The organism is Saccharomonospora glauca K62, assembly GCF_000243395.2.
Lineage (GTDB): Bacteria > Actinomycetota > Actinomycetes > Mycobacteriales > Pseudonocardiaceae > Saccharomonospora > Saccharomonospora glauca.
In genome coordinates this window covers 1939394-1957529 of sequence record NZ_CM001484.1, presented here as the reverse complement: position 1 = coordinate 1957529, position 18136 = coordinate 1939394, and the positions used below count along the sequence as shown (strand labels likewise).

Here is an 18136-nt window from a genome sequence, read left to right as displayed (position 1 = left end):
AAAGCACAGTTATCGCATACCCTGGGGGGACGGTGCTGAAGCCGACGAAGGAAGTACTTCAGGATCTCGCCCGCGAGTCCAACTTCTCCGTAGACTCCAATTTAAACTTAGCAAACGCCGTAGCCGCGGCCGCGAAGAAAGACGACGAGGAACGCGCGAAGAAGCAGGCCGAGAAGGGCGAGCAGGACAGACACATCCCCTTACGCCGGAAGCCGGGCTTGCAACCCCTCCCCGACCGGGAAAGTCAGCCCATCGCAACCACTCCTTGGGAAGTATTGCATGCGCTCGGCCAAGCCATCGCCCTTGCGAGACGAGGAGCTGCACGCGGCCTCGCCGAACACTGGGGAGCGTTGAAGTACAGCCAAGCGCTGACCGGTAAAACTGACTCCTTCATGCATCTGTCCGACGAAGGAAAGATAACGGCGGAGTACTACAAGGCTCTCCAGTCACGCGAACTCGGCATCGGTTTCGCCCTGGTGACAGCACAGCGAATTCTGTCGAAGCGCTATCCCGACCGATTCGTCTCGATCACACCCGCGGATACGGTGCTGCAGGCCGGATGGAGCAAGCCGGGAAAGTACAAGCCACAGTACTTCGCCGAGCTGTGGAAGCCGGGATCGCCTTCCTTGGTGTTCCCGATCGCCTGCAAAGGCAACCACAGCGATATCAAGTACTCCCACAGCCAGCTCGCCTCCGCGTCAGCGCACGTCGAAATGGTTCACATTGGACCATGGAACGAAACTCCCGTCCTCATCTTCAGCACCGAACTACCTTCGGACGGCTGTGTCACAGTCCACGCGTTGTGCAGTCGAGGAAGCGGTGGATGGCTGAATGAGGTGAGCGGCAAACCGAGCAACCTGGACGACGAACTCGGGGACGAGAACTACTTCCATCAGTTACAGGTTCCCCCCGAGGCAGAGAAACACCTTCCTGACACCTGTGGATTCCACGTTACCCCGGAGCGATACGAATGGTTCGGTCGTGTGCTAGCGCGCACGAACGCCGCCGGGTTGACGTCCTTCGCGGGCGACGGTGAAGCGACGGCCCAGTACCTCACCAAACGCCAGGGGAAGCAACATTTCGAGGGGTTTGCCCACGCTGGCGCCGGCAGCGTGCAGGATGTGGACCATATTCTCTGCGGCATCAAGTTCGCCGGAACCGACCATGTCTTCCGCTTGAACGGCGTCAGGGTCGAAGCGTTCTCCGGCGTAGCGGAGGACCTGCTTCGTCTCCTGGCAAAAGGACAAGTGAAACAGTATCGACGTGAAATCTACGCCGGCCGCTACTCCTGGCCCGACCCCTCCGAGAACAACTCATGGGACGGCCCGGTGTCGATCCGCCCGGATGGAACCGTGTTCGCCATGCGCCTACTTCCCTGACACCACGATGTCGCGGTTCCGACCGCAGCCTCGACAGCCAAGCTCGGTCTCGGGACCGCGACATCACCATGAGCCCGATGTATGGGCGTAGAGGGGCATGGGTAAGCGTGGCCACACTACCTCGAAAGAACTCAAGTCTCACTAGACCAAAGTGACAGAATTCTTCACGCTCAGTTCTGGGGCACTTTCTCACCTTATTGGCTTCCTTGGATTACCCCATAAATTCAAGTTACGAATGTCCATGCAATAGCGACAGACCCTAGCGCCACAATGGTCCGCCACGGTTAAACCCACTCCTGACAGTCACTTCCCCCTGCTTCTCGCCTCGACTCACCCATTCGGGGGTGTTGTCCCCGTTCCCCCACGGCGTCCGATCAGCTGATCAAGAATCTCCCTCACACCGAGGGAGGAGGACGATGCCCGAACAGAGGTGGGTGACTTTAGAGCATGTCTCATTTCGCGAGTTTCTTGAAGCAGGTGAGGGCTGCGGCGAGAGTGAGGAAGGCGCAGAAGTGGTTGGCGTAGCGCTCGTAGCGTATGGTCAATCGTCGGTATCCGAACAGCCACGCGATACATCGTTCGATGACCCAGCGGTGCTTGCCGAGTTTCTGGCTGGATTCGATGCCTTTGCGGGCGATGCGCACGGTGATTCCTTGCTTGCGTACCCAGTCTCGGAGTTCGGCCTGGTCGTAGGCTTTGTCGGCGTGGAGCTTGTCCGGCTTGCGCCGGCGGGGCCCCCGCCGGGATTTCACGGCGGGGATGGCCAGAATCAGCGGTTTGAGGGCGTGCGCGTCGTTGGTGTTCGCGGCCGAGATCGCGACCGCCAGCGGCAGTCCCGCCCGGTCGGACAGTGCATGGATCTTCGAGCCGGGTTTCCCGCGGTCCACAGGACTGGGACCGGTCAGAGATCCCCCCTTTTGGCCCTGACGGAGGCTCCGTCCAGGACCGCGCGGGACCAGTCGATCATTCCCTGGCTGCCGAGTTCATCGAGTACCGCGCGATGCAACCTGCGCCATAATCCGGCTTTCGTCCACTCGGTGAAGCGACGATGCGCGGTCGGGACCTTCACTCCGAAGCTGGGTGGCAGGTGTCGCCAAGCGCACCCGCTTGTCAGCACGAACACGATCGCGGTGAACACAGCACGATCATCCACGCGCGACCGTCCGCCTCCCTGCGGACGAACCTGATGCGCAGGGACCAGCGGTTCGACCAGTGCCCACAGCTCATCAGGCACCAACCGCCGCGACAACTCATCAACCACGAACCAAGATCATGCCCGCAACCCAACCAAGATCCAAACGAGACACGCTCTTAGCCGATGGAAGGAAAGTTCCAGTCAATGGAAAGGGGCGAAGAACGGTAGCTGCCGTGGCGGTCGGCACCACCGTGGCGCTCAGCGCTTCGGGCGGATTCGGTGGCCTGTCCACGGTGGGTGGCTCGGCGGGCAGCTCCGCCGGCTTGTCCGCGGCCGAGTCCGCCGTGATCCGCAACATCCAGTCTCAGCTCCCCAAAGCGAAGCGGACCGCTCGCCAGGGCCACTCCCAGCGCGCCTGGAAACAACTACGGATGCGCAAGGGCCGGGAGCGTCACGAAGACGCCGTCGAGTGCGTGACCTTCAGCTTCGGGCAAGTGCAGAAGTTCTTCCTCACCACGCCCTGTCGCAAGCTGCAACGCTGGCAATACCCGGTCATCGACGAGGCGGGCAACGAGATGCTGGTGGCCGTGTCCAAGGTGACCATGCGACGGACATCGCAAGCTCGAAAGTTCAAGGACCTCATCGACGAGCACGGCACCGGCGACATCCGCCCGATCGCGCCTCTCGTACCATTCACCGGACACCACTACGACTCGAAAACCAGGGGTTCATCGGTGATCTTCGCCGAAACCGAGCCTCTTCGCGGCGATCCCTCCGCAGCGGTTCTCGACGCCACCGCCACGGCAGCCGTCGCCCTCACCTGGTGACAGCGCGCAGCTTCTCGGCCACCCGTCCCATGCCACCGGCGACGAAGACCGTCTGCCCGATGCCAAGGGGTGGTCCGCAAGGAAAGCGACACGGTCTCGAATGTCCTTCGACCCGCCACGCCGCCCCATGGAGCCCATAGAGGTCGTCGAGGTGAGCTGTTCGATCAGCTTCTCGCCCTTACCCTCGAAAGCAACGGCGTGGCGGTCGGTCCGGGAGCGGCCCTCGGACGGTGCGTCGGTAACCACGAGTTTTGCGTGCCCGTCGGTGGTATTACGCCCGGCACGCCGGTAGCCGCGGCGCATCGCGCGTTAGGGATGAGCGAGTTCCTCCATAAGTATCCCGACGAAGTGTTTCATGTCGGCCTTCAGGCACGCGGCTTGTGCGTGCTTACCGGTGCAGCCTTCCGCCCACTCGCTGCCGTCGCCGTAGTCGACGAACGTGTGCGGAATTCCGGCCGCGACGAGGTGGTCACGGGTGACGAGATTGGTGTCGCGCACCACCTTCTCGATGACAGCCTGTGGAGCGTTATCAAGGAGATTTCCGCCGTCCCCGGTATACAGCGCCACACCCATGCCCCGCAATGACTCCACGTGCTGCGCGGGGCTCACCTCGTTCCAGACCGTGTCCAGCGGCCACACCGGGACACCGAAGATCGCGTCCGGAGGGACCGTCGGCATGCCGCTGGTGGGAAGTTGTGTCGTGGCTACCACCGCCACGCGCTGTGCCTGGTTCAACAGGTCGAGACCACCCGAAAAGCTTCCCACGTAGGCGAAGAGATCCGGCCTTGTCTCCGCGTAGTGCATCGCCCCGAAACCGCCCATCGAGTGCCCGGAAATAGCTCGTCCGTCCCGGCTCGGGATCGTGTGTAAGTTCGCGTCGATGAACGGAATCACTTGATCGAGGTGGAAAGTCTCCCAGTTCTGCGGTCCGAGCGAGTCGGGCGGGTTGACCCAGTTGGTGTACCAGCCGCGGCCGGAACCATTGGGTGCCACGGTGATCAGTGGAACGCCACCTGCGGTCGACTCCTCGAACATCTCCTTGTTCGTCACGGAATCCGGGTAGTCGGGGTGGCCGTGGAGGTGGTACTGAACGGGATAGCGGGTGTTACCGGAAGTGTCATACCCTTCCGGCAGGGTTACCATGATCACGTGCTCACCGGAGGTCTGGCCCTCCAGCGTCGAGTAACGAGGCACCTCGTCGGTTCGCACGACGAGCTTGAACGTTCGTTGCTCGTCATCCACCCACCACGGCTGTTCGACGACCGTGAGCCCGTGGCCGTCGGCGAAGACCGGCGGCTCGGTGGCCGCGTATACGTCTGGGTAGCTCCGGTGAGCCCGAGCACACTCCCGAGCGCGAGCACGGCGCCCAGCGCTCCCGATGTCCTCCATCGCATTGTCATGACTCTCCTTCACTCAGTACGACATCGTCCTCGCCCGGGGACATGGCGGGTGCCGTGGATGGCGAGCATCGGCGGTGGCGCGTGGTCGGTAAGGCGCCGTCGTGCCCCCACGTCACGACGCCACTCGCCGGCCGGGCGCGCCACCGGGTCGATGGCCTCTATTCCCGCGTGATGGGGCTCCACTCGCCGTCCAGTGGGTTGTCCACCTCGGGTTGCGGCTGGTCCTCTTCGCCTCGGCTTTCGGTGTTCGTCTCGGGCTTCGGTAGTTCCTTCACGCTTTGGGCGCCCGTGTCCGAGGGGGCACCGCCTCCCGCCAGGTCGCCGATGACGGTGAGGCCTTGCCGAACAACCTTGAGGACCCCGGTCGCGCCCTCGATGAGCTTCACCAGGTTCTCGCCGCTGGCGAGCAGCTCCCCCAGCTTGGCCGCGATCCGTCCGCCGTAGTCGACGGCGATGGCCACGCACTGCGGGATCGCCTGCGCGATGCTGGCGCCGAACGTGGCGGGGGCCGCGGCGATCGCCTCGGTCATGATCGGCACGATCTTTCCGACGGCCTCGGTGATCAGTCGGGTGACGATGTCGACGACCTGGGCCACCACCTCGCCCGCCGCGATCATCGCCTTCGCGTTGGTGGCGGCGGTCTCCGCGATGGACAGGATTCCGTCGACGAGTTGGTAGGCCGTCTGCGTGTAGTTGGTTTTGGCGTCGCCGGACCACTCGCTGGTCTCCGATTCCACCGTGGAGCGGTAGTCGTCGGCGACGGCGTTCGCCGAGCGCGCGGCCTCGTCGTGCTCGGCGGCGGGGCCGGACACCGAGTCGGGCTCTCCGCGTAGTTGCGCGAGTGGTTCCTCGAGGAACGAGATCAGTGGGGTGAGGAAGTCGCATCCCGCGCTGGCGAGGGCGGAAAGTGGGCTGGCCGTGGAGCCGAGCATGTTGATCGAGACCACGGGTTCGCCCGCGAGGTCGGCCGAGAGCCATTGCTTGCCGCCGATGGCGTCCCCGGCGATTCGTAGGTCGGCCAGTGCCGTGCTGATCTCCACCGCGGAACGCTCGGAGGGCTCGTGCTGGGTTCGTGAGGTCGTGGTCATCGGGGTTCCTCCTCGATGTGTGCCCCGATGCCGGTGAGGTCGGTGGCGTGGGTGTCGTCGGATTCCTGATACCGGTCGGCGGCGCGTCGCATGCCCTCGCTCACCTTGTCCACAGTGGAGGAGGCGTGCGCGAAGGCGTCCGTCGTCGCGGTCATCGCCGCGCCGATGCTCGCGGTGATGAACTGTGCGAACGCTCCCAGTGACTGGGCTCCCATCTGCGAGGGCAGGGCCGTGCCGATGGAGGACAGTTGGTCGGCGTGCGCGGCGAGCCTGCGGGCGTGGGCGCGGAGCTGTTCGGGGTCGACTTCGTAGGACGGTTGCGGGCTCATCGCACGACCTCCGCGGGCAGGTGTTTCGTGATCTCGATGAGTGCCGGGTTGTCCCCGAGGTAGCCGGCCATCACCTCGGCCATGCGTCCGGCGGCGATGCGCTGGGCTTCGCGGGCGGTGGTCATGATGAGTCTCGCGAGGGCCTCGGCTTCGAGTTTGCGTGCCGCGGGGACCAGTTTGATGTCCTCGAGTGCGCCCGCGGCGTTCACCGACACGGTGACCTCACCGCGTGGGGAGGTGGCGGTCGCTCCGACCTCGCGTAGGCTCTCGCTGGCTCGTTGGGCGCCGTAGGCCGCGCGTTCGAGGCGGTCGCGGTAGTCGGCCAACCACTGTGCTGGTTCCATGAGGGTTCCTTTCTGTTTCCCACCGTCGAATTGGGCTAGGCGCGGGCTCGGGCCACGGCGTCGTTGAGGGCCGTGAGCAGTTCGCCGTGTCGTAACGGGTTGACGCTCACCCAGCCTCGGGGGTCGCGGTCGACTCGGACTCGGCCTCTGGGGGTGTCCAACCACGACAGTTCGGGTGGGCGGTCGGCGGCGCCGGTCGGCGATCGGAGGACGACGCCGAGTTGTCCTCGTCCCGACACCGACGGCACGAGGTCGATGAGCGCGTCGACGGCGGAGGCCTCTCCCCCGCGTTCCCGGACCAGGGCTCGGACTCGCTCGCGGGGCGCGGTGATGCCCATCGTATTCCGCAGCAGTCGCAACGCGTCCTCGAGCACGCCGGGCGGCAGGGTGAGGGGCAGGGTCGGCGCGGCCTTCACGCGTGGAAGGAATGCCGTGAGTTCGGTGGTCAGTGCGGTGTCGGCGACTCGCGTGACGGTGACCGGTGCGGGCTCGGGGCCGATCGACTGTCGGCACACCACCGCGTGGGAGTCGAGGATCATGGTGACGGCTCCCGTCACCTGGGTGCCGTCGATCACCACGAGGTCGACGGTGTTTCGGTGCTCTCGCAGGGCGGTCATCAGTTCCGCCGCGATGCCGACGGGCCCGTCCGGTGTGGCGAGTCCGCGCTCGGCGAGTCGTTGTCCCGCCGCGGCGAACAATGCGGCGCGTTCGCCCGCGATCCGGCCGGTCGAGGGCACGCGCAGTGGGAACGGGAACGGTCTGCCCGCGTAGGCGGCGAGCAGGTCCAGCTCGGTCGGGGTCAGGTCGACGCGTTCGGTGGGGGTGATCGCGGCCGTCATGACGATCGCCTCGGTGAGCCGGGTCGACCTGTCGCGTCGGGTCCGGCGGTTGCGGCGGACTCCTCGGCGGCCCGCAGGTCCTCACGGGCTTGGGATTCGTGTTCCTCGTACTTGCGTTTGGCCTCGGAGAGCATCTGCTTGTATTCGCGGACCTCGCGCTCGGTGGCCTCGACCTCGCCCGCGAGGCCGGAGCTGCCCGCCGCCTCCCGCAGGCGCAATGCCAGGTGCACGGCCGGGGGCGCGGTGCCGAGCCTCGGCAGTCGTTCGGCCAGTCGGCTCGCGGTGGCCACCAGGTCGCCGGTCAGATCGCCCAGTTCGGCCAGCGTCTTGATGCGCTGGTCGAGCAGATCCGGTTCGAGTTCGATTCCCCGTTTCGCGCTCACAGCTCGTCGTCTCCCTGGTTCAGGCCGATGACCGCCTCACTACCGGGTTCGGTGAGGGGGAACAATCCGTGGTCGATCGTCGGCATCCGGTTCTCGTGTTCCTCGTCGTCGGAGCCGGGGCGGGCTCCGGTGGCTCCGGGCGGCACCATGCCGCCCATCGCGCCCGGTCGCGTGGCCGCCGTCTCGGCGGCGAGCTGCGTGATCGTCGCTCCGGGACCGCCGGACAGCGCCATCGACCCGACTCGCAGGCCCGGCGCGAGTGGCGTGCCCGGCGTGGCCATTCCGGTGAACGACCCCGTTCCCACGGCCCGTCCCGCTCCCGCGGCGAGTGCTCCACCGGCCACGGCGCCCGTGACAGCCCCCGGTGTCAGTCCCTTGGCCGGGTCACCGACGAGCGTGCGCCACGACCGTCGGGTGTCGTCGGACGCGCTGGCGGGCGTGGTGGCGGTGCTCGGGAGGGTGGAGGCGGCGGGGATCATGTCGCGGGCTCGGCCGAGCATCCGGCTCGAGTCGGTGAGGCTGGACTCGTAGCCCTGCATCGCGCGCACGGCCTGCTGTTTTTGGGTCTCGGCGGTCGTGGCGCCGACGTAGAAGCTGAAGGTGGCTCCGCCCACCGCGCTGAAGGAGCCGACCATGTCGGAGGCGGAGGAGGCCGTGGTGGCTGCGGAGGGTCGCCCGAGTTCGGCGAACTGCGCCCCGAACGTCGCCCAGTCGGTGGCGGTGGGTGTGGTCTCGACCGCGGTGGCACCGGCCGGGTCTGCCGGTGGCGGTGGCATCATCGCCCGTGCTCTGGCCAGCGCGTCGGCGGCTTGTCCGGCTGCTCGTTCCCCCGCGTACGCCAGCTCGGCGAGCTTCTCCACGCGGTCGGCGAGGATGTCGAGTCGGCGTGCGGCTTCCTCGGCTCCCGTTCCCGTCCAGCTCTCCAGCAGCGCGATTCGTTGTTGCCGTAGCACCTCGGCGTGGTTCACCAACGCGGCGCGGTGTTCGGCCCATTCGGCGGCGACGGTGCTGACGTCGGCGACGTCGGCGTCCTGCCACAGCATCTGGTACAGCTCCTCGTGGCTGTATGCGTCCCAGTTGACGCCGTTCTCCGGTGGAGTGGGCTCTCCGAAGTACGCGTCCCACAGGCCGGCGATATCCGTTCCCACCGGTGATGTCTCGCTTACCACCCCGAAATCCCCTTTCCGGTCGCCGACTTCACGGTCGGCGTGGGGCCGATGGTCGCGTCCGGGGCGGGGCACGCGGAAGGTCGTGGGGCGGCCATTTCTGGCCGGGTGTGCTGAGCTGGGGAAACGGCGTCAGTTGCCGGTGCGGTAGGCCTTTGCGAGGTGTTGTTGCAGCCGCACGTGCCGGAACTGGTAGACGGCTCCCGACTGGCGCAGCACGCCGCGCCGGTAGGCGTCGGCGAGGAAGGTGTCGACGGCCCACGGGAGTTTGCCGGTCAGCGGGAGCCGCAGGCGGGTGAACAACAGCCAGTGGCCCCACGCGGTGAAGGCGACGATGTAGCCGACGGCGGCGCCGATCCCGCCCGTCAGGCCGACGGCCAAGCCGACCTCCACGTCCCAGAGCAGTTCGAAGGGTGGGCCGAGAACGGTCCGCACTGCGTGGGACACGGGGAAGCCGAGGGCGGTGATGACGAGGGCCAAAAGCAGTGCGAGGGGGCCGACGAGGCGCAGTACGGTCGTGCGGTTGGCCGCGAGCAGGTCGTCGGGACTGGTGGCCGTGGTGAGGTTGGCCGGGGCCTCCAGTGCGGCCGCGAGCGCCAGCACGCTTGCGGCGGCCAGGCCGAAGATGACGGCGAAGGCCAGGGCGTCGACGGCCACCGAGTACACGACGATGCCGAGGTCGGGGTTGACCTGCAGATGTGAGGCCAGCAGGTGCACGAACAGTCTCAGGAAGGCGTATCCGACTCCGGCCATGGCGCCGGCGAACAACCCGACCGCGAACCGGGTGAGGACCTTACGCCGGAATCCCGGAGGTCTGCCGGCCCGGTCGAACAACCGCACTCGGACCCGCATCAGTTCGCTGAATCTGTCTTTGCGGACCAGCATCAGGTGGTAGACGCAGCCGAACGGCAGGCCGATGACCGGGGCGCCGAACAGGCCGTCGAGGAGGACGACGTCCCAGGACAGCGGTATGCCGAGGCCGAGGACCGACACCGGGGTGAAGAACAGCCAATTGGCCAATACCGTGGCCAGGCACACGCAGGCCGTCACCGTCAGGGTTCGGACCCCGCGGCGGCGCGAGCCGCCCATGCGCCACCATTCGAGGTCGGTGGTGCCGCGCCGGTCGAGGTCGTCGGCGAGGAACCCCAGCCAACGTCGTACTCGCGCGATCTCCCAGCCGTGAACCGTGTGGTGGGCGTCCGGTGCGGTCGGCCAGCCGCCGTAGACGGTGGGGACGAAGGTGTCGAGGAGGTGTTCCTCGATGGCTTGTGCGGTGGGGAACCGGGTGGTGTCCAGCAGCTCGGCCGGGTCGCGGTCGCGGGAGTCGCTGTAGACCGTGCGGGCGAGCCCGACCATGAGCGGGGTTCGCAGCACCGCCGCCAGCCTTTCGGAATGGTCGTTTCCGGCGGGGTCGCGCAGCGCGGTGATGACGGGGTCCCACGGGGTGGTGGTGCCGCCGTCGACGGCGGTGATCCGGCGTGTGGTGCGGGGCAGGTAGCCGGCGAGGTCGTCGAGGGTGAGGTCGGTCAGTTCGACCACGGCGGCCGAGGTCAGCACGTCGACCGCCGTCACGGCGCGGGCGTACTCGTCGAAGCGGCTGGTCAACAGCAGCGGCATCGACAGGGAGTTCAGTGTCTCCAGTGCGGGGCGGTGCAGTCCCTCGGCGATCTCGTCGAAGCCGTCGAGCACGGGCAGGATGCGCCCGGTGTCCACCAGGACCGCGGCGAGCGTGGCTCCGCCGGGCGCGGCCGCGGCGAGTCCCGGTTGGTCGCGTTGCAGCATCTCGACCAGCCAGGTGCGTAACGGTGTCGCGGTGGGGTCCCACGAGCCGATGTTGAAGATCACCGGTACCGCGGTGCCCGGCGTGCGCGTGGCGAGCATGTCGAGCACGAACCGAAGCGCCAGCACGGTCTTGCCCGAGCCGGCGCGTCCCAGCACCACCAGTCGTTGCGACGGTACGCGCCGGTAGACGGCCGCGATGTCCGCCATCTCGCCCGCGAGGTCCAGTGGGGCGGCGGTGATGCCCACCGGGACACGGCAGATGTTGTCCCAGTGGTCGAGGAGGTGGTCGGGCGCCTGCTGCCAGCGCACGGGGAGGGGGAACGGGTCGGGCAGGCGGCGCAGTTCCTCCTCGCGTCGTAGGCGGGCGTCGATGACTCGGGCCAGGTGGTCGGCGGCTTCCGCGACCTCTTCGGGGACCGCGGGCAGGGTGGCGGGCACGGGGCCGGAGGCCGCCGGGGCGGGGTCCGGGGCTGGCTCGGCTCGGGTGTCGGGGGGTGTTCGCCGTCGGCGGCGGCCAGCAGGTCGCGGCGTTCGGCGGGGGTGACCTCCAGTGCGTCGGCGAGCAGGGTGACGGTGCCGATGCGGGGGTTGGTGCCGCTTCCGGTTTCGAGTCGGCGAATGGTGCGCACGCCGACGCCCGATCGGGCGGCCAGCTCTTCCTGGGTCAGTCCGGCTCGTCGTCGCGCGTCGCGCAGCAGGACGCCGAAACGATTGACCACGATGGAGTTCCCCCAGGCCGACGACGAAACGAGATCATCCTAGTGCCGATCGACCGGCCGGGAATGGCAGGTGTTCGACCTGTTGTCGACCTCGGGAATCGGTGAGACTTCGCTGGCCCACGGGAGGTCACGATGTCAGCGGAGTTTCGGTACTGGTGCGGCGAGTGCGGTTACAGGACGCCGTGGCTGGACGAGGCGGAAGGGGCCGAGCGGCTCGCCGAGCACTATCGCCGTCGGCATCCCGGTGTCGTTGCCGACGGTGACTTCGAGATTCGGAGGTCCGGGAGATCACGCGGAGGGTGTCTCGGCTGGGTGAGGCGGCTGTTTCCGTTCCCGTGAAGTCCCGATATCTCAGGGGGTGGGCCGGTCGGCGCGCAGGGAGTCGAGGAGTTTGGCGGCGATGTCGCCGAAGCGGTCGAGTTCTTCGGGGGTGAGGCGGTCGATGAACAGGCGTCGGACTTCCCGCGCGTGTCCCGGCACGGCGTCCTTGAGCGCGGTGAGGCCCTTCGGTGTGATCACCGCTTCCCTACCGCGGGAGCCGCAGCGTTCTCGGGTGACCAGGCCGCGTGTGCTCATGCGGGTGAGTTGGTGGTGCAGGCGGCTTTTCTCCCACCCGGCCGCCCGGCCGAGTTCGTAGAGGCGCATTCGCCCGTTCGGCGCCTCGGACAGCAGCGCCAGCACGGTGTAGTCGGCATTGGACAGCCCACTGTCGGCGAGAAGCTGTTGCTCGATGCGGCTCCGCAGCAGTTCCAGCATCTGGTAGGAGGTCCGCCATGCGCGGAGTTCGCGTTCGGTCAGTTCCGGCTGCTCCATAACGGCATCCTAACGGTGAGTTGACACATCAACTCGGAGGCGTAGATTTGAGGTGTCACCTCGATTCCGCCGAAACAGGGCAGGTTCCCGTGGACCTCGGGAAGCGCATCGTCGTCCGGGCGAGCCGAATCTCCTCTCCCGCCGCGAGAGGCGTCTTTAGTTCCTCCCCTCGACACGTCCGAACCACTTCTTCTCGCGCCCACGCTCCCTTCGCCGGCCCTCTCACTTGCAAAGGAGACTCCTCATGCCCAGCCGGGACGACGACAACTCCCCGCGGAACGGTTTCGCTTCGCGACACGGCCGTCGCGATTTCCTGAAGGCGTCAGCGGTGGCAGGCGTGGCGGGCGCGAGCCTGCTGACGTCGCCTCCCGCTCGAGCGCACGACGGCCGGGGCCAGGAACCACCGCGTGACAGCGGAAAGCCGGGACGCCGCTACGTGATCCGAGGCGGGGCGGTGATGTCGATGGACCCGACGGTGGGCGATTTCGAGGTCGCCGACGTCGTGGTGGACGGCACGAAGATCGTCGAGATCCGACCGCACGTCCACGCACCGGGGGTCGACGAGATCGACGCGCGAGGACGCATCGTCATGCCGGGGTTCGTCGACACGCACCACCATCAGTTCGAGACCGCGCTGCGGTCGTTCCTGCCCAACGCCCTGCTGCGCGACGACGGATCCGGTTCACCGAGCGCCGACCCGTCGTACGTGGAGTACGTACTGGAACGGTTCGCGCCCGCGTATCGGCCGGAGGACGTCTATCTCAGCTCGCTGTTCGCCGGACTGGCCCAACTCGACGCCGGCGTCACCACCGTGCACGACGTCTCCCAGATCCACCACTCGCCCGAGCACTCCGACGCCGCGATCCAGGCACTCGTCGACGCCGAACGGCGCGCCGCGTTCGGCTACTTCCAGGGCGACGGTCGCCCCGAGGCGCGCTATCCGCGGGACGCCTATCGCATCAGAAAACAGTGGTTCGCCTCCGACGACCAGTTGGTGAGCATGGTCATGGGCGGGGAGATCCAGGAAGCCGAGGAGGTCTACACCCGCGCCTGGACGATTGCTCGCGAGCTGGATCTGTTGATCGCCGCGCACGCCGTCTCGGGTGCGGTGCCTCGGACGGTCATCGACGAGCTCGCCCGAGGCACCGGCGGGAGCACGGGCGATCTCGGTTTCGGCCCGGACGTGCTGTTCATCCACATGACCGGGATGTCCGACCTGACCTGGCGGCGGGCCCGCGACGCGGGGGTGCGGGTGTCGGTGGCCTTCCCGATCGAGATGCACATGCGCCACGGCGTGCCGCCCATCCTCACGATGCAGAAGCTGGGCATGGAGCCCTCTCTTAGCTCCGACGTCGAGACCACCATGGCCGCCGATCCGTTCACCTTGATGCGGTCGGCGCTGACCATGCAGCGCATGCTGGTCAACCAGATGGTCCTCGAACAGGGCGACTTCACCCCGCCCAACGAGTGGCCGACGCCCGCCGAGGGCACCCCGCCGCTGCTCACCGTTCGCGACGTCCTGCGCTACGCGACGATCAACGGGGCCGCGCACCTTCGCCTCGACCACAAGACCGGCTCCCTCACCCCCGGCAAGGAGGCCGACATCGTGCTCCTCGACGCCACCGCCCTCAACGTCGCCCCGCTCAACAACGTGCCGGGTGCCGTGGTCACCCTCATGGACCGCACCAACGTCGAGACCGTGATCGTCGCGGGCAAGGTCCGCAAGTGGCGGGGGCGGCTGCTCGGCGTCGATCTCGACCGCCTGCGGCACGATCTGGAGAACTCGCGCGACTACCTGTTCCGCGCGGTGGGAATTCGGCCGGACTTGTTCGCGTGAGGGAAATTCTTGCCGTCGCCGCGAAACCGGCCCTCGGGGACCGATGTTCCGCTACCGTGATCACACCATCCGAACTCGCCGACGGGGGACGACACATGGGGCTTTTCAGCGGACTGATGGGAAACGCGTCGAGAATCGATCCCGGTTCGGCGACGCGGGAGCTGGAGCGCTTGCTGGCCGAGGGAGAACAGGTCCGGGCGGCCTACCAGTTGATCCGGGACTACTTCGTCTTCACCGACCACCGCCTGATCCTCGTCGACAAACAGGGCGTGACCGGTCGGAAGATCGAATACCACTCGATTCCGTACCGCAGCATCACCCACTTCTCCGTCGAGACCGCCGGTCACTTCGACCTCGACGCCGAGTTGAAGATCTGGCTTTCCGGGATGGGAGTACCGATTTCGAAGCAATTCAGCAAGGGAGTCGACATCTACGAGGTCCAGGCCCTGTTGAGCACCTACATCGCACGCTGACCACGAATCCGTCCCGGCCCCGACGCGACTCGGAACCTCACGGCAGGTAGAGGTCGCAGGGGCCGGCGTCGAGGACCTCGATCGTGTCGCCGGAGTGCTCGGCCAGCCATGCCTCGAACTCCCCCACCGCGTCCTCGGTGACGGCGACCGTGAAGGTGACGTCCGAGCCGTAGTCCACTCCCCGCAGCCGGTACGGCGAGTTCCGCAGGTGGTTCTCCAGCCGTCCGGCGCGGTCGTGGGGGACGGCCAGCAGCAGCTCGCGGTGGCGGACCCGGCGGAGTTCGCCGACGATGTCCAGCGTCTCGGCGAGCACCCCCGAGTAGGCGCGGACCAGTCCACCGGCCCCGAGCTTGATCCCGCCGAACCAGCGTGACACGACGGCCACGACATCGGTCAGGCCGCGACGGGTCAGTACCTCCAGCATCGGCACCCCCGCCGTCCCGGAGGGTTCGCCGTCGTCGTTGCTGCGCGCCGTGAGCGCGCCGGTGTCGGGATCGCCGATCCGCAGGGCGACACAGTGGTGCGTGGCGTCCGGCCCGGCTCGCCGGACCCGCGCGATCACCGCGTTGGCCTCGTCGACGTCGGAGACACGGGCCACGGTGCACAGGAACCGGGAGCGTTGGATCTCGACCTCGTGCTCCCCGTCGCGGGCGATCACCCGCACTCTCCCGCCTCCGTCCGTCGTCCGACCGTCGGCCCGATCCTACGCCGCGCCCCCGGCGGCGAGGTCACCCGAGCGGCCGAGGCGCAAGACCGCGCTCACCCCATGTCGGCGTCTCGGTATTCGGACCCGCGCTCGGCACCCTCGCTGTCTCGTGCGCCACATCCCTCGGGGCTACCCAGGTTCACCGAGTCGATCACGAACCGTGTCCGAAAAAACACGCGCCGAGGGAGGCCAATTGGACCGTGTCATGTGATACACCTCTGTCCCTGATGCTCACGAGTCGTACGCGCCCGGGCGAAGGACGCGGGACGAAGTTCCGAACGGGTGACATCGAGATCACCCGTTCGAGCGCTTCCGGCCTTCGCGCGACGCGCACGGCTGGCGGGCCGGCCGCATTGATCACGGCGGGCGACGAACGTCGTCGTTCGATCGCACACATACAGGAGCACACATGGCAACGGTCGGACATCCACCGGTCGAAGCGAGTGACAAACCTCGATGGACGCCGGCGAAGATCGCGCTCTGGGTGGCGATCTCCCTACTCGGAGGCGTCGCCTGGACCATCCTCGCGGTAGCCAGGGACGAGCACGTCAACGCGATCTGGTTCATCTTCGCGGCACTGTGCTCGTACGCGATCGCGTACCGGTTCTACGCGAGGTTCATCCTCACGAAGGTTCTCAAGGCCGACGACAAGCGCGCCACACCGGCGGAACGGTTGGAGAACGGCGTCGACTACAACCGCACCGACCGCCGGGTGCTCTACGGACACCACTTCGCGGCCATCGCGGGCGCGGGTCCGTTGGTCGGCCCGGTGCTCGCCGCTCAGATGGGCTACCTGCCCGGCACGATCTGGATCATCGTCGGGGTCGTGTTCGCGGGCGCCGTGCAGGACATGGTGGTGCTGTTCTTCTCGATGCGGCGTAACGGCCGGTCGCTCGGTCAGATGGCGCGCGACGAGATCGGCCCGATCGGCGGTGTCGCGGCACTGCTCGCCGTCCTGGCCATCATGATCATCCTGCTGGCGGTGCTGGCGCTCGTGGTGGTGAACTCCCTCGCCGAGTCGCCGTGGGGCGTGTTCTCGCTCGCGATGACCATCCCGATCGCGCTCTTCATGGGCTTCTACCTCCGGTACCTGCGGCCCGGCCGGGTCACCGAGGTCAGCCTGATCGGCTGCGCCCTGTTGCTGCTGGCCATCGTCGCGGGCGGCTGGATCGCCGACTCCTCGCTGGCCTCGGTGTTCACCCTCGACAAGGTGACGCTGGTCTGGTGCCTCATCATCTACGGCTTCCTCGCCTCGGTGCTGCCCGTGTGGATGCTGCTGGCGCCCCGCGACTACCTGTCGACGTTCATGAAGGTCGGCACCATCGTCGTGCTGGCGCTCGGCGTGCTCGTCGCGATGCCGGCCACCACGATGCCGGCGTTCACCGACTTCGCGTTCAACGGCCAGGGCCCGGCGTTCACCGGTTCGCTGTTCCCGTTCGTGTTCATCACGATCGCGTGCGGGGCGCTGTCGGGCTTCCACGCGCTGGTCTCCTCGGGCACCACGCCGAAGATGGTGGCCAAGGAGCGGCAGGTCCGGCTCATCGGCTACGGCGGCATGCTCACCGAGTCGTTCGTGGCGATCATGGCGCTCGTCGCGGCGTGCGTGATCGACCAGGGCCTGTACTTCGCCATGAACTCGGCGGCGGGCGCCACGGGCGGAACGGCCGAGGGCGCGGCCGAGTTCGTCAACGGACTCGGCCTGGCCGGGGTCTCCACCACGCCGGAGGCCCTCGACGCGGCCGCGGCGGCGGTGCAGGAGGAGTCGCTGGTCTCCCGCACCGGCGGTGCGCCCACGCTCGCGGTCGGGATCTCCGAGGTCCTCGGTGACGTCTTCGGCGGTGAGGGCGCGAAGGCGTTCTGGTACCACTTCGCGATCATGTTCGAGGCGCTGTTCATCCTCACCACGGTGGACGCCGGGACACGGGTGGGCCGCTTCATGCTCCAGGACACCCTGGGCAACGTCGTGCCGAAGTTCAAGGACACGTCGTGGCGGCCGGGTGCGATCCTGGCCAGCGCGGTGATCGTGGCCGCGTGGGGCTCGATCCTGCTCATGGGCGTCACCGACCCGCTCGGCGGTATCAACACGCTGTTCCCGTTGTTCGGTATCGCCAACCAGTTGCTCGCCGCCGTGGCGTTGGCCGTGTGCGTGACAATCCTGTGCAAGACGGGGCGGGTCAAGTACGCCTGGGTGCCGGGCATCCCGTTGGTGTGGGACGTCGTCGTGACACTCACGGCGAGCTGGCAGAAGATTTTCAGCAGCGACCCGAACATCGGCTACTGGAGCCAGCACAACGCCTACAAGGAAGCCCTGGCCGCGGGTGAGACCTCGATGGGGCCCGCCGAGAACGTCGAACAGATGGAACAGGTCGTGCGCAACACGTTCATCCAGGGCAGCCTGTCGATCCTCTTCGCCCTGCTGATCGTCGTGGTGCTCGTCGACGCGCTCCGGAAGTCGATCAGCGCCATCCGCTCCGGCACGATCAGCGACACCGAACATCCGGCGGAGGAGTCGCACATCTTCGCCCCGTCCGGGCTGTTCGCCACGGCCGAGGAGAAACGCCTCGCGGCCGAGTGGCGCGAGTGGGAGGCCAAGCAGAAGCCCACGGGCAGCGCCGAAGAGGTGCCGGCGTGACCGGCCGCGCCGCCACACGCCGCCCCGGCCTCGCGCGGGTCGGGGCGACGCTCGCCCGCGCCTGGCGTGCCGTGAGCTGGTACGTCAAGGAAGTGGTCGGCGAGAACGACTACGAGCACTACGTGGCGCACCTGCGCCGCCACCACCCCGAGGCGCGGCCCGTGTCGCGGCGGGAGTTCGAGCGCGCGAAGCTGGACCGGATGGCCAGCGACCCCGGTGCCCGCTGCTGCTGACCGTGACGGAACTTGCCGATCTCCGGTACGGTGAGTTGCTCACCGGTTTCG

General features: G+C 67.4%; 17 protein-coding genes and 1 pseudogene. 6 read left to right on the top strand and 12 right to left on the bottom strand.

Going from position 1 to position 18136, the window contains the following annotated elements:
- Positions 1–32 precede the first annotated feature (32 nt).
- Entirely contained in the window at positions 33–1379 is a 1347-nt protein-coding gene (locus SACGLDRAFT_RS09475) for a hypothetical protein (protein ID WP_005463989.1), read from the top strand.
- 452 nt (positions 1380–1831) lie between these two features.
- Here the strand turns inward: SACGLDRAFT_RS09475 and SACGLDRAFT_RS21850 are convergent.
- Positions 1832–2640, bottom strand: a protein-coding gene (locus SACGLDRAFT_RS21850) for an IS5 family transposase (protein WP_005463988.1) whose coding sequence is annotated in 2 segments (ribosomal slippage) — positions 1832–2298 and positions 2298–2640 — 810 coding nt in all. Because the reading frame shifts where the segments join, the coding sequence is not laid out codon by codon here.
- 107 nt (positions 2641–2747) lie between these two features.
- Between SACGLDRAFT_RS21850 and SACGLDRAFT_RS09460 the strand changes: the two genes are divergently transcribed.
- The gene (locus SACGLDRAFT_RS09460) at positions 2748–3341 is read left to right on the top strand and encodes a hypothetical protein (RefSeq protein ID WP_005463986.1); all 594 of its coding nucleotides are present in this window, start codon (positions 2748–2750) and stop codon (positions 3339–3341) included.
- A 309-nt stretch (positions 3342–3650) separates the two neighbouring features.
- Here the strand turns inward: SACGLDRAFT_RS09460 and SACGLDRAFT_RS09455 are convergent, their stop codons facing one another.
- From SACGLDRAFT_RS09455 to SACGLDRAFT_RS09415, 10 genes and pseudogenes are all read right to left on the bottom strand, one after another.
- The gene (locus tag SACGLDRAFT_RS09455) at positions 3651–4583 is read right to left on the bottom strand and encodes an alpha/beta hydrolase (protein ID WP_232284107.1); all 933 of its coding nucleotides are present in this window, start codon (positions 4581–4583) and stop codon (positions 3651–3653) included.
- Between the two features lie 316 nt (positions 4584–4899).
- Positions 4900–5829 carry a WXG100 family type VII secretion target gene (locus tag SACGLDRAFT_RS09450; protein ID WP_005463983.1) on the bottom strand — a complete coding sequence of 310 codons (930 nt, stop codon included), beginning with the start codon at positions 5827–5829 and terminating at the stop codon, positions 4900–4902.
- A complete protein-coding gene (locus SACGLDRAFT_RS09445) occupies positions 5826–6158 on the bottom strand; it encodes a type VII secretion target (protein WP_005463982.1) in 333 nt (110 codons plus the stop codon). The genes SACGLDRAFT_RS09450 and SACGLDRAFT_RS09445 overlap by 4 nt, the downstream gene beginning before the upstream one ends.
- On the bottom strand, positions 6155–6502 hold the full coding sequence (locus SACGLDRAFT_RS09440) for a YbaB/EbfC family nucleoid-associated protein (protein WP_005463981.1): 348 nt from the start codon (positions 6500–6502) through the stop codon (positions 6155–6157). Before SACGLDRAFT_RS09440 ends, SACGLDRAFT_RS09445 begins: the two co-directional genes overlap by 4 nt.
- Before the next feature lie 35 nt (positions 6503–6537).
- On the bottom strand, positions 6538–7341 hold the full coding sequence (locus SACGLDRAFT_RS09435) for an ESX secretion-associated protein EspG (RefSeq protein WP_005463972.1): 804 nt from the start codon (positions 7339–7341) through the stop codon (positions 6538–6540).
- Positions 7338–7724, bottom strand: coding sequence for a hypothetical protein (locus SACGLDRAFT_RS09430; RefSeq protein ID WP_005463971.1), 387 nt, complete (start codon positions 7722–7724; stop codon positions 7338–7340). The genes SACGLDRAFT_RS09435 and SACGLDRAFT_RS09430 overlap by 4 nt, the downstream gene beginning before the upstream one ends.
- Positions 7721–8872, bottom strand: a complete 1152-nt coding sequence (locus SACGLDRAFT_RS09425) for a hypothetical protein (RefSeq protein ID WP_005463969.1) — start codon at positions 8870–8872, stop codon at positions 7721–7723. The genes SACGLDRAFT_RS09430 and SACGLDRAFT_RS09425 overlap by 4 nt, the downstream gene beginning before the upstream one ends.
- 150 nt (positions 8873–9022) lie before the next feature.
- Positions 9023–11110, bottom strand: coding sequence for an NACHT domain-containing protein (locus tag SACGLDRAFT_RS09420; protein WP_051036191.1), 2088 nt, complete (start codon positions 11108–11110; stop codon positions 9023–9025).
- Positions 11111–11250: 140 nt separating this feature from the next.
- Positions 11251–11391 (bottom strand): annotated as a pseudogene (locus tag SACGLDRAFT_RS22705) (helix-turn-helix transcriptional regulator); the annotation flags it as partial.
- 351 nt (positions 11392–11742) lie between these two features.
- The gene (locus SACGLDRAFT_RS09415) at positions 11743–12204 is read right to left on the bottom strand and encodes a MarR family winged helix-turn-helix transcriptional regulator (RefSeq protein WP_005463966.1); all 462 of its coding nucleotides are present in this window, start codon (positions 12202–12204) and stop codon (positions 11743–11745) included.
- Positions 12205–12448: 244 nt separating this feature from the next.
- On the opposite strand from SACGLDRAFT_RS09415, the gene SACGLDRAFT_RS09410 reads away from it, so the two are divergent.
- A complete protein-coding gene (locus SACGLDRAFT_RS09410; RefSeq protein ID WP_005463964.1) occupies positions 12449–14041 on the top strand; it encodes an amidohydrolase family protein in 1593 nt (530 codons plus the stop codon).
- A 95-nt stretch (positions 14042–14136) separates the two neighbouring features.
- Positions 14137–14514 (top strand): PH domain-containing protein, encoded by a 378-nt coding sequence (locus SACGLDRAFT_RS09405; protein ID WP_005463962.1) that lies wholly within the window; start codon positions 14137–14139, stop codon positions 14512–14514.
- Between the two features lie 37 nt (positions 14515–14551).
- Here SACGLDRAFT_RS09405 and SACGLDRAFT_RS09400 read toward each other — a convergent pair whose 3' ends face one another.
- Positions 14552–15178 (bottom strand): IMPACT family protein, encoded by a 627-nt coding sequence (locus tag SACGLDRAFT_RS09400; protein ID WP_005463960.1) that lies wholly within the window; start codon positions 15176–15178, stop codon positions 14552–14554.
- 451 nt (positions 15179–15629) lie between these two features.
- Between SACGLDRAFT_RS09400 and SACGLDRAFT_RS09395 the strand changes: the two genes are divergently transcribed.
- Complete coding sequence (locus SACGLDRAFT_RS09395) at positions 15630–17852, top strand: carbon starvation CstA family protein (protein ID WP_005463957.1); 2223 nt, start codon at positions 15630–15632, stop codon at positions 17850–17852.
- Positions 17849–18085, top strand: a complete 237-nt coding sequence (locus tag SACGLDRAFT_RS09390) for a YbdD/YjiX family protein (RefSeq protein WP_005463956.1) — start codon at positions 17849–17851, stop codon at positions 18083–18085. Before SACGLDRAFT_RS09395 ends, SACGLDRAFT_RS09390 begins: the two co-directional genes overlap by 4 nt.
- The last annotated feature ends 51 nt before the right edge of the window (positions 18086–18136 follow it).

Bases quoted from the DNA above. Each gene is read 5' to 3' on its own strand.
- SACGLDRAFT_RS09440 (WP_005463981.1), bottom strand. From the start codon at position 6,502: ATGGAACCAGCACAGTGGTTGGCCGACTACCGCGACCGCCTCGAACGC.
- SACGLDRAFT_RS09415 (WP_005463966.1), bottom strand. From the start codon at position 12,204: ATGGAGCAGCCGGAACTGACCGAACGCGAACTCCGCGCATGGCGGACC.
- SACGLDRAFT_RS09405 (WP_005463962.1), top strand. From the start codon at position 14,137: ATGGGGCTTTTCAGCGGACTGATGGGAAACGCGTCGAGAATCGATCCC.
- SACGLDRAFT_RS09435 (WP_005463972.1), bottom strand. From the start codon at position 7,341: ATGACGGCCGCGATCACCCCCACCGAACGCGTCGACCTGACCCCGACC.
- SACGLDRAFT_RS09410 (WP_005463964.1), top strand. From the start codon at position 12,449: ATGCCCAGCCGGGACGACGACAACTCCCCGCGGAACGGTTTCGCTTCG.
- SACGLDRAFT_RS09395 (WP_005463957.1), top strand. From the start codon at position 15,630: ATGGCAACGGTCGGACATCCACCGGTCGAAGCGAGTGACAAACCTCGA.
- SACGLDRAFT_RS09450 (WP_005463983.1), bottom strand. From the start codon at position 5,829: ATGACCACGACCTCACGAACCCAGCACGAGCCCTCCGAGCGTTCCGCG.
- SACGLDRAFT_RS09445 (WP_005463982.1), bottom strand. From the start codon at position 6,158: ATGAGCCCGCAACCGTCCTACGAAGTCGACCCCGAACAGCTCCGCGCC.